This window comes from Streptomyces sp. ITFR-16, assembly GCF_031844705.1.
Classification (GTDB): domain Bacteria; phylum Actinomycetota; class Actinomycetes; order Streptomycetales; family Streptomycetaceae; genus Streptomyces.
Genome location: NZ_CP134609.1, coordinates 2,403,305 through 2,416,125 on the forward strand (window position 1 = coordinate 2,403,305; position 12,821 = coordinate 2,416,125).

At 72.4% G+C, this 12,821-nt stretch carries 12 protein-coding genes; 7 read left to right on the forward strand and 5 right to left on the reverse strand.

Annotation, left to right across the window (positions count from 1 at the left end; translation table 11 throughout):
• The first annotated feature begins 42 nt into the window (after positions 1-42).
• The 6 genes from gcvH to RLT58_RS10550 all read left to right on the forward strand — a co-directional run bounded on the left by gcvH (position 43) and on the right by RLT58_RS10550 (position 7,764).
• Positions 43-420, forward strand: coding sequence for a glycine cleavage system protein GcvH (gene gcvH / locus RLT58_RS10525; protein WP_311310133.1), 378 nt, complete (start codon positions 43-45; stop codon positions 418-420).
• Positions 421-439: 19 nt separating this feature from the next.
• A complete protein-coding gene (gene glyA, locus RLT58_RS10530) occupies positions 440-1,699 on the forward strand; it encodes a serine hydroxymethyltransferase (protein ID WP_311310134.1) in 1,260 nt (419 codons plus the stop codon).
• 155 nt (positions 1,700-1,854) lie between these two features.
• On the forward strand, positions 1,855-3,237 hold the full coding sequence (locus RLT58_RS10535) for an L-serine ammonia-lyase (RefSeq protein WP_311310135.1): 1,383 nt from the start codon (positions 1,855-1,857) through the stop codon (positions 3,235-3,237).
• Between the two features lie 124 nt (positions 3,238-3,361).
• Positions 3,362-4,348 (forward strand): alpha/beta fold hydrolase, encoded by a 987-nt coding sequence (locus RLT58_RS10540; protein WP_311310136.1) that lies wholly within the window; start codon positions 3,362-3,364, stop codon positions 4,346-4,348.
• 616 nt (positions 4,349-4,964) lie between these two features.
• Positions 4,965-5,945 (forward strand): terpene synthase family protein, encoded by a 981-nt coding sequence (locus RLT58_RS10545; protein ID WP_311314471.1) that lies wholly within the window; start codon positions 4,965-4,967, stop codon positions 5,943-5,945.
• A 277-nt stretch (positions 5,946-6,222) separates the two neighbouring features.
• Positions 6,223-7,764 (forward strand): carboxylesterase/lipase family protein, encoded by a 1,542-nt coding sequence (locus tag RLT58_RS10550; protein WP_311310137.1) that lies wholly within the window; start codon positions 6,223-6,225, stop codon positions 7,762-7,764.
• Here the strand turns inward: RLT58_RS10550 and RLT58_RS10555 are convergent.
• On the reverse strand, positions 7,751-8,713 hold the full coding sequence (locus RLT58_RS10555) for a CopD family protein (protein ID WP_399131278.1): 963 nt from the start codon (positions 8,711-8,713) through the stop codon (positions 7,751-7,753). The two genes, RLT58_RS10550 and RLT58_RS10555, sit on opposite strands and share 14 nt — an antisense overlap.
• A 211-nt stretch (positions 8,714-8,924) precedes the next feature.
• Between RLT58_RS10555 and RLT58_RS10560 the strand changes: the two genes are divergently transcribed.
• Positions 8,925-9,347 (forward strand): STAS domain-containing protein, encoded by a 423-nt coding sequence (locus RLT58_RS10560; protein WP_311310138.1) that lies wholly within the window; start codon positions 8,925-8,927, stop codon positions 9,345-9,347.
• Positions 9,348-9,396: 49 nt separating this feature from the next.
• On the opposite strand, the gene RLT58_RS10565 is transcribed toward RLT58_RS10560, so the two are convergent.
• The 4 genes from RLT58_RS10565 to RLT58_RS10580 all read right to left on the reverse strand — a co-directional run bounded on the left by RLT58_RS10565 (position 9,397) and on the right by RLT58_RS10580 (position 12,654).
• On the reverse strand, positions 9,397-9,612 hold the full coding sequence (locus RLT58_RS10565; protein WP_311310139.1) for an EF-hand domain-containing protein: 216 nt from the start codon (positions 9,610-9,612) through the stop codon (positions 9,397-9,399).
• Between the two features lie 117 nt (positions 9,613-9,729).
• Positions 9,730-10,920, reverse strand: coding sequence for a YncE family protein (locus RLT58_RS10570; protein WP_311314473.1), 1,191 nt, complete (start codon positions 10,918-10,920; stop codon positions 9,730-9,732).
• Complete coding sequence (locus tag RLT58_RS10575) at positions 10,920-11,513, reverse strand: polysaccharide deacetylase family protein (RefSeq protein ID WP_311310140.1); 594 nt, start codon at positions 11,511-11,513, stop codon at positions 10,920-10,922. The genes RLT58_RS10570 and RLT58_RS10575 overlap by 1 nt, the downstream gene beginning before the upstream one ends.
• 625 nt (positions 11,514-12,138) lie before the next feature.
• Positions 12,139-12,654: an ATP-binding protein gene (locus RLT58_RS10580; RefSeq protein ID WP_311310141.1), complete on the reverse strand. Its 516-nt coding sequence runs from the start codon at positions 12,652-12,654 to the stop codon at positions 12,139-12,141.
• Positions 12,655-12,821: the final 167 nt, after the last annotated feature.

Below are 12,821 nucleotides of genomic sequence, written 5' to 3' on the forward strand. Positions count from 1 at the left end.
ATCGTTCATCAGCACTCCCCCGCGTACAGGAGAATTCAGGTCATGAGCAACCCCCAGCAGCTGCGGTACAGCAAGGAGCACGAGTGGCTGTCGGCCGTCGAGGACGGTGTGGCCACGATCGGCATCACGGAGTACGCGGCCAACGCGCTCGGTGACGTCGTCTACGCCCAGCTCCCCGAGGTCGGTGACACGGTGACCGCGGGCGAGACCTGCGGCGAGCTGGAGTCGACCAAGTCGGTCAGCGACCTGTACTCGCCGGTGACCGGCGAGGTCACGGCCGCGAACCAGGACGTGGTGGACGACCCGTCGCTGGTGAACTCCGCGCCGTTCGAAGGCGGCTGGCTGTTCAAGGTACGCGTCGCGGAGGAGCCGAAGGACCTGCTCTCCGCCGACGAGTACACCGAGTTCTCCGGCAACTGAGACCCCAAGGGACCACCTGATGTCGCTTCTCAACTCCTCCCTCCACGAGCTGGACCCGGACGTCGCCGCCGCCGTCGACGCCGAGCTCCACCGTCAGCAGTCCACCCTCGAGATGATCGCCTCGGAGAACTTCGCTCCGGTCGCCGTCATGGAGGCCCAGGGCTCCGTCCTGACCAACAAGTACGCCGAGGGCTACCCCGGCCGCCGCTACTACGGCGGCTGCGAGCACGTCGACGTGGTCGAGCAGATCGCGATCGACCGCATCAAGGCGCTCTTCGGCGCCGAGGCCGCGAACGTCCAGCCGCACTCGGGTGCGCAGGCCAACGCCGCCGCGATGTTCGCGCTGCTCAAGCCGGGCGACACGATCATGGGCCTGAACCTGGCGCACGGCGGTCACCTGACCCACGGCATGAAGATCAACTTCTCCGGCAAGCTCTACAACGTGGTCCCGTACCACGTCGACGACACCGGCGTCGTGGACATGGCCGAGGTGGAGCGCCTGGCCAAGGAGTCCAAGCCGAAGCTCATCGTGGCCGGCTGGTCCGCCTACCCCCGTCAGCTGGACTTCGCCGCCTTCCGCCGCATCGCGGACGAGGTCGGCGCGTACCTGATGGTCGACATGGCGCACTTCGCCGGTCTGGTCGCCGCGGGCCTGCACCCCAACCCGGTGCCGCACGCCCACGTCGTCACCACCACCACGCACAAGACCCTCGGCGGTCCGCGCGGCGGTGTGATCCTCTCCACCCAGGAGCTCGCCAAGAAGATCAACTCGGCGGTCTTCCCGGGCCAGCAGGGCGGTCCGCTGGAGCACGTGATCGCGGCCAAGGCGGTCTCGTTCAAGGTCGCGGCGACCGAGGAGTTCAAGGAGCGCCAGCAGCGCACCCTGGACGGCGCCCGCATCCTCGCCGAGCGTCTGGTGCAGCCGGACGTCACCGAGGTGGGCGTCTCCGTGCTGTCCGGCGGTACGGACGTGCACCTGGTCCTCGTCGACCTGCGCAACTCCGAGCTGGACGGCCAGCAGGCCGAGGACCGGCTGCACGAGCTGGGCATCACGGTCAACCGGAACGCCATCCCGAACGACCCGCGCCCGCCGATGGTCACCTCGGGTCTGCGGATCGGCACGCCGGCACTGGCCACGCGCGGTTTCCGGACGGAGGACTTCACCGAGGTCGCGGAGATCATCGCGTCCGCCCTCAAGCCGTCCTACGACGCGGACGACCTGAAGGCCCGCGTCGCCGCGCTCGCCGAGAAGTTCCCGCTGTACCCCGGTCTCAAGTAGTCCGACCGGCACGTTTGCGTATCGGGGAGGGGCACCGCGCACACTGAACAGTGAGCGCGGTGCCCCATCCCTTGCCCCCGCTCTCCGGGCCGCGATCCGGCCCGTCCCGCACCACCCGGCAGACAACGGCGTCTACCAACCCTTAGGAGTCACCCGTGGCCATCTCGGTCTTCGACCTGTTCTCGATCGGCATCGGCCCGTCCAGCTCCCATACGGTCGGCCCGATGCGCGCCGCCCGTATGTTCGCGCGCCGGCTGAAGAACGAGGGCCTGCTCGCCCACACCGCCTCGATACGCGCCGAGCTGTACGGCTCGCTCGGCGCCACCGGACACGGGCACGGCACCCCCAAGGCCGTCCTGCTCGGCCTGGAGGGCGAGTCCCCCCGTACCGTCGACGTCGAGACGGCCGACGACCGCGTCGAGGCCATCCGCTCCACCGGGCGGATCAACCTCCTCGGCATGCACGAGATCGCCTTCGACGCCGACGAGCAGCTGATCCTGCACCGCCGCAAGGCGCTGCCATACCACGCCAACGGCATGACCGTCTTCGCGTACGACGCCGAGGGCGCCCCGCTCCTGGAGAAGACGTACTACTCCGTCGGCGGCGGCTTCGTGGTCGACGAGGACGCCGTGGGCGAGGACCGGATCGTGCTCGACGACACGGTCCTGAAGTACCCCTTCCGCACCGGCGACGAGCTGCTGCGCCTCGCCCGCGACACCGGCCTGTCGATCTCCTCCCTGATGCTGGAGAACGAGCGCGCCTGGCGCACCGAGGAGGAGATCCGCTCCGGGCTGCTGGACATCTGGCGCGCCATGCAGGCGTGCGTCTCGCGCGGCATGTCCCGCGAGGGCATCCTGCCCGGCGGTCTCAAGGTCCGCCGCCGCGCCGCGAACACCGCCCGCCAGCTGCGCGCCGAGGGCGACCCGCAGGTCCTCGCGATGGAGTGGATCACCCTCTACGCGATGGCGGTCAACGAGGAGAACGCCGCGGGCGGCCGGGTGGTCACCGCCCCGACGAACGGCGCCGCGGGCATCATCCCGGCCGTGCTGCACTACTACATGAACTTCGCGGCCGGCGGCGCCACCGAGGCGGAGAAGGACGACAGCATCGTCCGCTTCCTGCTGGCCGCCGGCGCCATCGGCATGCTCTTCAAGGAGAACGCCTCCATCTCCGGCGCCGAGGTCGGCTGCCAGGGCGAGGTCGGCTCCGCCTGCTCCATGGCGGCGGGCGCCCTCGCCGAGGTCCTGGGCGGCACGCCCGAGCAGGTCGAGAACGCCGCCGAGATCGGCATGGAGCACAACCTCGGCCTGACCTGCGACCCGGTCGGCGGGCTCGTCCAGATCCCGTGCATCGAGCGCAACGGCATGGCGGCGGTCAAGGCGGTCACCGCCGCGAAGATGGCACTGCGCGGCGACGGCAGCCACAAGGTCTCCCTCGACAAGGTCATCAAGACGATGAAGGAGACGGGCGCCGACATGAGCGTCAAGTACAAGGAGACGGCCCGGGGCGGGCTCGCGGTGAACATCATCGAGTGCTGAGGCGCGCCGCCTCTTTTGCCGGAGCGGCAACAGGACTCGCGGCGGACGCGGCGGGCATCCCATGATCGTGGCCGGTGCCGGGGCCCGATACGGACAGGCTCCGGCCGACAGCCGTGGAGGAATCATGCCCCAGCCGTCCGACCTCTCCCCCGGCCCCACGCACCGGCTGGTGCCCTCCCCGGCCGGCCGCGTCCATGTGGTCGAGCAGGGCAGCGGGCCGCTGGTGCTGCTGGTGCACGGATTCCCGGAGTCCTGGTACTCCTGGCGCCACCAGCTGCCCGTGCTCGCCGCCGCCGGGTTCCGGGCGACGGCCATCGATGTGCGCGGCTACGGCCGTTCCTCCCGGCCCGGGGACGTGGCCGCGTACCGGATGACGGAACTGGTCGAGGACAACGTCGCCGTGGTGCGCGCGCTCGGTGCGGGCGACGCGGTGGTCGTCGGTCACGACTGGGGCGCGACGATCGCGGCGGACTCCGCGCTGCTGCGGCCCGATGTGTTCCGCGCGGTGGGGCTGCTGAGCGTGCCGTACGCCCCGCGCGGGGGTCCTCGGCCCAGCGAGATCTTCGCGGGGATGGGCGGCGGCGAGGAGTTCTACGTCTCCCGCTTCCAGGAGCCGGGCCGGGCCGAGGCGGAGATCGAGCCGGATGTGCGCGGCTGGCTCGCGGGCTTCTACGCGGCGTTCTCCGCCGACACCATGCCGGGGCCCGACGCCCCCGACCCGCACTTCGCCGGCCTTGGCGCACCCCTGCGCGAGCGCTTCCCCGAGGGCCGCCCCGGCTGGCTCGGCGAGCGGGAACTCGACTTCTACGCGGGCGAGTTCGAGCGTACGGGGCTGAGCGGCGCGCTCAACCGCTACCGCAACATGGACCGGGACTGGGAGGACCTCGCCGCCTTCGACGGGGCACCCGTCACCCAGCCCTCGCTGTTCGCCGGCGGCTCGCTCGACGCCTCCACCACCTGGCTGGCCCCGGCGATCGAGGCGTACCCGACGACGCTCCCCGGGCTGAGCGCCTCGCACATCCTGGACGGCTGCGGCCACTGGATCCAGCAGGAGCGGCCCGACGAGGTCGGTCGGCTGCTGACGGACTGGCTCCGCTCGCTGCCCCGCTGACCTCACCCCGCGTACAGCCGAATCGGCCATATGTTCGTTCGGAGCCTGATCGCCTCTTCGCCACAGGAGTACCTCAACTGCTCATAACCGAGCAGGCGTTCATGGCGATCACACATTTTCGGTCACGGGCGACTTCCCTCCCTCGCGTACGGGGAGTTCACTGGTCGTGACGAGTGGTGACGCGACCGCCGCGCACGTCAGGCGGTCCGCTGCCCGGGGCCGCGCTGCGGCGGCCCGGTCCCTGCGGAGGAAAGAGGACAGCGATGACAGCCGCCCCTCCCGTGACGCACTCCCGGCGGGATCCGGCCGTCCGGCCCGGTCCCGGTGCCAGGAGAGCGACCCGGATCCCCCGCAGCGGCCATCCGCCCCGCCGGCCCTGATCCATGGCCGCGGCGCCCGTCGCGGCCTGCTCGTCACCGCACCCCCCTCTGTCGCACCGGCGCGGACAGCGGCCCCCGACGGCACGGCCCTGCCGGAGCGCCGACCGGCAGTTCCCCGCCCACCGCTCACCCGCCCGGCCCGTGCGTGCGCGGATCCGCCTCGCGCATCCCCCTTCCCTGTTCTTACCGTTCAGACGAGGTGCACCATGAGCAAGATCGCGCTTCCAGAATTCCACATGCCGTTCGAAAGTGCGGGATGTAATCCGGGAGTTGAGAAGACCAAACAGGCGGCCTGGGAATGGGCGGCGGCGAGCGATCTCGTCCTGTCCCCCGTGGCCCGGAAGAAAATGGTCAGGACCCGCCCCGAGCTCTGGATATCCCTGATATTCCCCGAGGCGTCGCAGAAGCATCTGGACCTGTTCTGCCAGTGGCTGTTCTGGGCCTTCCTCGTCGACGACGAGTTCGACGACGGGCCGGCCGGCCGCGACCCCCGGCTCTGCGAGAGCGCGATCGGCCGGCTGGTCGACGTGCTGGACGGCGCCCGTGCCCCCGTGGGCCCGATGGAGCACGCGCTGGACGAACTGCTGGTGCGGACCTGCACGGACCGGCCCGCGAGCTGGGTGCGGCAGTTCCGGCGCGACACGGCCGCCTGGCTGTGGACGTACTACGCGGAGGCCGTCGACCGGGCGGCCGGGCATGTGCCGACCACCGCCGATTTCGTGAAGCACCGCCGCGATTCCGTCGCGATGCAGCCGTTCCTCGACCTGCACGAGATCACCGCCGGAATCAGCCTCCCGGAATCCGCCCGCAGCCTTCCCGCGTATATCGCCCTGCGCAATGCGGTGGCCGATCATTCGGGGCTCTGCAACGACATCTGCTCCTTCGAGAAGGAAGCCGTGCTCGGTTACGAGCACAACACCGTCCGGCTGATCCAGCGCGACCGGGGCGGCACGCTCCAGGAGGCGGTGGACGAGGCCGGGATCCTGCTGGGCCGGATAGCCGACCGGGTGCAGCGGGCGGAGAAGGAACTCGTCGAGGAACTGGAGGCGGCGGGGATCGAGGGCCCGCCGCGCGTCGCGCTGGAGCGCTGCGTCCAGGACTACCGGGGGCTCGTGCGCGGTGACTTCGACTACCACGCACGGGCGGAGCGCTACACCCGCCCCGACCTGGTGGAGATCGACGACGAGGGTTCCATGTCCCGCAACTTCGCCGCCTGACGGGGGCGCACGGCACGGCCGGGAGCCCCCGGCCGTGCCCGCCCCGGCCGACGGGCCTCCCGCCGCCGGCCCACACCGGCGATTTCCGGACGTTTCTCGCCCGGAAGGGCCGACGGCCCGGGAGCACCCCACCGACGGCCGGATTCCCGTCCCGCCTGAAGTGGCCCCTGCCGGCCGCACCCGCCAGAAAGCCCGCGCCCGCACGAATGGCCGGGCGCTCCCGGCCGTGCTGTGCTGGTGGACACCCCCGACGACCGCGGAAGGGCCGGAACACCTCATGAGCGCACCCCCGCCGATATCCGCGCCCGGCCCCGCCGGCCCCGACCGGTCCGGGCCCCGCTCCGAGGGGACCGCCCCGCGCGCCGAGACCGTCCACGGCACCGTCCGGGGCGCGTACGAGCGGGGAGTCGCGGTCTTCCGCGGCATTCCGTACGCGGCCGCGCCGGTGGGCGCACGCCGGTTCCGGGCGCCGGAGCCGCCGGAGCGCTGGACCGGGGTGCGGGAGGCCGTCGCCTTCGGCCCGACCGCGCCCAAGCGCCCCTACGCCCCGCCGCTGGACCGGCTGCTGCCCGACCCCGAGGTGCCCGGCGAGGACTGCCTCAACCTCAATGTGTGGACGCCCTCGCCCGCCCGCACCGGACTGCCCGTCCTGGTCTGGATCCACGGCGGCTCCCTGCTGCACGGCTCCTCGGCGGTGGGCGTGTACGACGGGACGGCGTTCGCCCGCGACGGGGTGGTGCTCGTGTCGGTCAACTACCGCCTGGGCGTCGAGGGGTTCGGGGTGCTCCCGGACGCGCCCGCCAACCGGGGGCTCCTCGACCAGCTCGCGGCTCTGGGCTGGGTGCGGGACAACATCGCGGCGTTCGGCGGCGATCCGGACCGGGTGACGGTGTGCGGGGAGTCGGCGGGCGCCGTCTGCATCGCGGCCCTGCTCGCCGCGCCGCGCGCCCGGGGGCTGTTCCGGCGGGCGGTGCTGCAGAGCGGGGCGCCGGACGCGGTCTCCGTGGCGGCGGGCCGCCGGACGACCGCGCTGATCGCGAAGCGGCTCGGGGTCGCGGCGACGGCCCGGGATCTCGCGTCCGTGGACCCCGCCGCGCTGCTGGCCGCCCAGACCGAGGTGACCGCCGGCGGCTCCCCGCTGACCGGCGGGAACTCCTTCCGGATCGTGGTGGACGGCGAACTGCTGCCCCGCGACCCGGCCGAGGCGCTGCGCGGCGGAGCCGCGTCCGGGGTCGATCTGCTGATGGGCTCCACCACCGAGGAGTACCGCCTCTGGTTCGTCCCCAGCGGACTGACCGAACGGCTCTCGCGCACGAAACTGCGGCTGGCCCGGCTGAAGGCCGGGGTACCGGGCGCCACGGCCCGCACGTACCGCGCCAACCGCCCCGGGGCCACGCCCGGCGAACTGCTCGGCGCGCTCGCCACCGACCTGCTGCTCCGGGTGCCGCTGAACCGGCTGGCCGACGCCCGCGCCGGAGCCTCCGGCACCACGCGCCTCTACGAATTCGGCTGGCGCTCCCCCGTCCTGGGGCTCGGCGCCTGCCACGGGCTGGAGATCGGCTTCGTCTTCGACACCCTGGGGGGACCGGACGCGGTGGCGCTGGCGGGGCCCGACGCCCCGCAGGAGCTGGCCGACGCGATGCACGCGGCGTGGGTACGGTTCGCCGCGTCCGGTGATCCGGGCTGGCCCGCCTGGGACGCCTCGCGGCCGGTGATGCGGTTCGGCCCCGGCGCCCCCGAGCTGGTGCGCGCCCCGCGCGACGACGAGCTGCGCGGCTGGCCGCCGTACCGCCGGCGGCGCGCGGTCAGCGGGTGCTGAGCCAGTGCGGGTCGGGGACGACGGTCAGCACGGCCGACACCACCACGACCGCCACCAGGGCGACCGCCTCGCGGCGGGCCGGCCGGTGGGCGGCGCCGGGGTCGGGATCCCGCGCCAGCCGCCGCCGCGCCGCCAGCGCCAGCGCGCTCACCACGGCCACCAGTACCAGCTTCGCCAGCAGGGTGCGCCCGTACGCCGAGGTCAGGACCGTGTCGGCGGGCAGCCGGCGCAGGGCGCTGCAGGTGCCGGTGACCGCGAGCGCCGCGTACAGCCAGGCGGCGAGGCGGGCGTAGCGGCCGAGCAGGGCTCGGGCGGCGGCCGGTGCCTCCCGCCACAGCCGCGCGGTGCGCAGGACGTGCAGAAGAGTGCCGGTCCACAGCGAGGCGGCGGTCAGATGGACGACGGTGAGCGCGGCGCCCGCCAGCGGGCTGTACGCCTCGGGGTGCGCGCGCAGCGCCTCGGCGCCGATGACCAGGGCGAGCGGCAGGGCGGCCAGGCCCGGACGCCTGCTCGCGGCGCAGAGGGCGGCCAGGACGAAGCCGTTGGCGATGAGCAGGAGCAGCCCGCCCTCGCGCGTGCCGTACGTCTCGACGATGCCGAGGTCGCTGACCCGGGCCAGCCGGACGATCTGGCCCGCCGCCGCGAGGGCCCCGGTGACGGAGGCGGCGGTGCCCCAGCCGCGCGGGGCCGCGTCCGGGCGGCCGGGCACCGGGCGGGCCAGCACGGCGGCCGCGAGTGCGCCGGCGTGCACGGCGAGCGCCCCGAAGAGCACGGACCGCAGCAGGGTGGCGGTTCCCGCGCCGGGGATGCGCAGTTCACCGGTGCCGTGGGTGGCCACGCCCGCGCCCAGCAGGGCGGTCGCCACTGCGGGCACCCAGGCGGCGGCCGCGGCGAGCACGGCCGGGACGGACCGCCGCCGGACCGGCGCGGCATCCGACGTGGACAACACCCCACCCCCTCCTGACCGGCATTCCGGCCGGCCTGCCGACCGATGGACCGACAAACACACAACGCGCCCCCCGAAGTCCAATGGAGTACCGGACGTTCACCCGGAAGGGGGTATTGGGGAAAGCGCGAACGTTTCTGCACCCCCGCCGGGCGGACCCTGGGGTTGGCTTCACCGAACGTCACCACCGCCGCCCACTGCGAGGAGAGGCACCTTGACCGAGACGCCGTGCCCCCCGGCATCCCCCGCGCTGGTCCCCCTGCCCGAGCCGTGCGGCCGGGTGTACCGCAGGGAGGGGCGCACGGTGGTGGCCCTGCGCAACGAGATCGACATCGCCACCGCCGCCCTGATCACCCCGGCCCTGGACGTCGCGACCTCGGACGGCTCACCGCATGTGGTGGTCGATCTGACGGAGGTGAGCTTCCTCGACTGCTCGGGGCTCACCCTGCTCCAGCGGGCGCGGCGGCGTGCGCTGGACCGCGACGGGCGGTTCTGGCTCGTCTGCGGCAGCCCGAGGACGCTGCGGGTGCTGCGGGCGGGGCGGCTGCACGACGTGTTCCGCCCGGTGGCGACGCCGGACGAGGCCTTCCGTACGGAGGAGCCCGCCGCCGAGCCCGCCGCCCCGGCCGCTCCCTGACGCCGCCGGCGGCCCCCCGGCCCGTGCCGGGCCGGGGGCGGCGCGGGCGTCAGCCCTTGTTCTGCGCGGCCCAGAACTCGTCGAACGTGAGGAGCCCGTCCCCGTTCGCGTCGTGCGAGTTGATCACGGCCTGCGCGACCGGCTCGGTGACATAGGGGTCACCCAGCTGAGCCATGGCGCTCTTGTACTCGGCAGCCGTGATCAGTCCGTCGCCGTTGAGGTCGAACCGCTCGAATGCCTTGCGCGCCGACTCGATGTCCGCCACTGTTCCGCCCCTTCGTATGCCTGTCTGACGGAAGTCAGATTAACGGGCAGCGGGGACGGCCTCGGAGGCGGCCGGTCGTCGGTCGTGGACGGAACGCCGGCCACCGCAGGGGCCCGGTCAGCGGAAGACGCCGGTGTGGCCGAGCGAGTAGCGGCCGGGCTGGGGGTAGACGGCGAGTCCGTGCGGTCCGCTGCCGACGGGGATGCGGGCCAGCTGCTTGCCGGTGGCGGTGTCGATCGCGTACACCTCGGCGTTGTAACGGCCCGACAGCCACAGCACCTTGCCGTCCGTGGAGACGCCGCCCATGTCCGGGCTGCCGCCGTTCGGCAGGTGCCACTTCTTCGCCAGCTTCTTCCGCGCGAAGTCGAAGACGGAGACGGAGCCCTCGCCCCGGTTGGAGATGTACATCTGCTTGGCGTCGCGGCTGACGTAGAGGCCGTGGCAGCCCTTGCCCGTGGGCAGCAGCTTCGGGGTGGTGAACTTCTCCCCGTCCAGCACCCACATGCCGTTCGCCATCATGTCCGCGATGTAGAACGTGCCGCCGTCGGGCGACAGCTTCACGTCCTGCGGCATGGCGCCCTGGAACGGCAGCTTCTGCTGGCCGACGATCTTCATCTTCTCGGTGTCGACCTTGAGGAGTTCGCCGGAGAACTCGCAGGAGACGATGAAGTACCGCCCGTCGGCCGAGAAGTCCGCGTGGTTGACGCCCGCGCAGCTGACCGGGACGGTCTTGGCCTTCTTCATGGTGTGCGCGTCCCGGAAGACCAGCTCGCGGTCCATCGAGGCCATCACCACGGCGTACTTGCCGTTGGGCGTGAAGTAGAGGTTGTACGGGTCGGAGACGTCCACCGTCTTCCCCGGCTTCCCGGTCGCCGGGTCGATCGGGGTGAGGCTGTCGCCGAGGTCGTTGTTGACCCAGAGCGTCTTCAGGTCCCAGGACGGCACCACGTGCTGCGGCTGCCGCCCGACCGGGATGGTCTCGATGACCTTGTACGTGGCGGGGTCGATCACCGACACCGTGTTGGAGTTGGTGTTGGGCACGTAGACCCGGTCGGGGAAGCCCTTGACGGCGGGCGACAGCTTTCCGGGGGCGTCCGCCGCGTACACGTTCTTCGGGTCGAGCACCGGCGGCATCCCGGCCAGCCCTGGCGGCGCGGGCGGGGTGAGGTGCTTGGGCCGAGCGGGCGGAGCGGCCGCCTCGGTGGCGCCGGTGTCCGCGGCCGGGCCGGCGGGGGTGCCGCAGGCGGTGAGCGCGGCGAGCAGGACACCCCCGAGCAGGGTCGCGGTGCGTGCGGTGGAGGGAAGCATCACGTCAGCAGCTCCGTGGTCGTCACCGCACGCAGTCCGCGGCGGTCGAGTTCGGTGAGGAGGAGGGGCAGCGCGGCGACCGTGTCCGCGTAGCCGAAGTGCATGCTCACCACCGATCCGTTGCGGATCTCCCCGGCCACCTTGCGGGTGACGGCCGCGGCGCCGGGCGAGGTGAAGTCGAGGGAGTCCACGTCGTACGAGAGGACGTGCGGGTAGCCCGCCCGGACGGCGAGCCGCTGGACGAGAGGCGTGGCGTACTGGGTGCGCGAGGGCCGGAACCAGGTGCCGATGGAGCCGGTGAGCCGGCGCAGCCGCTGGGCGCAGCCGGTGATCTCCGCATACGCCCGCGCCTCGTCCATCGAGGAGATGTCCAGGTGGCGCTGGGTGTGGTTGCCGAGGTCGTGGCCGCCGTCGAGGATCCGGCGGGCCATCTCGGGGTGCTCGTCGAGCCAGCTGCCGACGGCGAGGACGGTGACCCGGGCCCGGGCGCGTTCCGCCTCGGCCAGCACGGTGCGGGCGATGGCGGGGTCGCCCTGGCCGTGGAAGGTGAGCGCGACCCGGGCCCGGTCGCGGGGGCCGTTCGTGATCTGCACCGGCTGCCCGGGGAACCTGCGCGGGGCGGGTGCGGGGGCGTGCGCGCCGGTGGCCGTGGCGGCGGCTTGCCCGGTGCCGCGTGGGTGAGGGTGCTGCCCGACGTCCCGGCGGTGTCCTGCTCCCCGCAGCCGGCGGTGAGAGCGGCGGCGAGGGCGGCCGCGGCTCCGGCGCGCAGGGCGCCTCGGCGGTGCACCGGTGCGTCGGAGACGTTCATGGGCAGAACAGTAGGGGCGAAATGTCGCGAAGATACCCATTGGCAGCGTCGGCGGCCCCAGCGGGTCGTGGGGGCTCACCCGGACCACATGCTGGACGATCAATGAATCAGCCGCACGGGGCGGTGGATCCTCGTTGATTTACAGGCAAGTGACTCAGCACACCTGTGATTCATCGCAAAAATGTCCATATATGTTCATGTATGGTCGCTATGCCGCTTTGGCGATGGAGTCGTCCGTCTGTCATAGTCGGGGACACGACCCCCATTGACCCGGGCCAGGTCGTCACAAGCGGCCGTGAACACACCCCCCATTTCACGGCCTCCCACAGAAGCCCCCGCAGCCGCCGCACAACGGCCGGTCCGGGGGCTTCTGTGCGTCCGGCGGAGCCGGCGGCCGGGCCCCCGGGGATTCAGCGGTCGGAGATGCGCATCTCGAACCAGGTGGTCTTGCCGCGCGGTAAGAGGTCCACGCCCCACCGGTCGGAGAGCTTGTCCACGAGGAAGAGGCCGCGCCCGCTGATGTCCATCGCCTGGACCGGCATGAGGCAGGGCAGCCCGCGCGAGGGGTCGCGCACCTCGATCCTGATCCAGCCGCGGCGGCGCAGCATCCGCAGCCCGAAGACCCGGGCCCCGGTGTGCCGCACCGCGTTGCCGACCAGTTCGGACACGAGCAGGACGGCGTGTTCGGCGGTCTGCGCGGAGAGCGCCCAGTGGTGCAGCACCACGCACGAGGTGAGCCGGCGGGCGGTGGCCGCGGACTCCGGGCGGGAGGGTAGCCGGACCTCGTCCTCCGTCGGATTTCCGAACAACTCCAGCGCCTTGAACGCTTGTTCGTCCTCGACGGTAGGCACCCTCCGTGCCGCTGTCGCGCTGCTGCGCTGTCGCGGCTGCTCCACACCCTCCAGGCCCGCCATGGACACCATCATGGCTGCAAGAACGGCCCCCCGGGGCCGTTCCGAGGGAATCCTGACCCGGAATCAGACACTCCGTAGAGGGCATCCGGCATATGCCATTGACAGAATGTCTACCTACGCACACCGGCTGACCTGCACCGATATCACCTTTCGCGGGGTTCGACGCCGAGGGGGCCGAG

What these genes read in the sequence shown, in the direction of transcription:
- gcvH (WP_311310133.1), top strand. Translation starts at nt 43, where the DNA reads ATGAGCAACCCCCAGCAGCTGCGGTACAGCAAGGAGCACGAGTGGCTG.
- glyA (WP_311310134.1), top strand. Translation starts at nt 440, where the DNA reads ATGTCGCTTCTCAACTCCTCCCTCCACGAGCTGGACCCGGACGTCGCC.
- RLT58_RS10540 (WP_311310136.1), top strand. Translation starts at nt 3,362, where the DNA reads ATGCCCCAGCCGTCCGACCTCTCCCCCGGCCCCACGCACCGGCTGGTG.
- RLT58_RS10545 (WP_311314471.1), top strand. Translation starts at nt 4,965, where the DNA reads ATGCCGTTCGAAAGTGCGGGATGTAATCCGGGAGTTGAGAAGACCAAA.
- RLT58_RS10550 (WP_311310137.1), top strand. Translation starts at nt 6,223, where the DNA reads ATGAGCGCACCCCCGCCGATATCCGCGCCCGGCCCCGCCGGCCCCGAC.
- RLT58_RS10570 (WP_311314473.1), bottom strand. Translation starts at nt 10,920, where the DNA reads ATGCTTCCCTCCACCGCACGCACCGCGACCCTGCTCGGGGGTGTCCTG.
- RLT58_RS10580 (WP_311310141.1), bottom strand. Translation starts at nt 12,654, where the DNA reads ATGATGGTGTCCATGGCGGGCCTGGAGGGTGTGGAGCAGCCGCGACAG.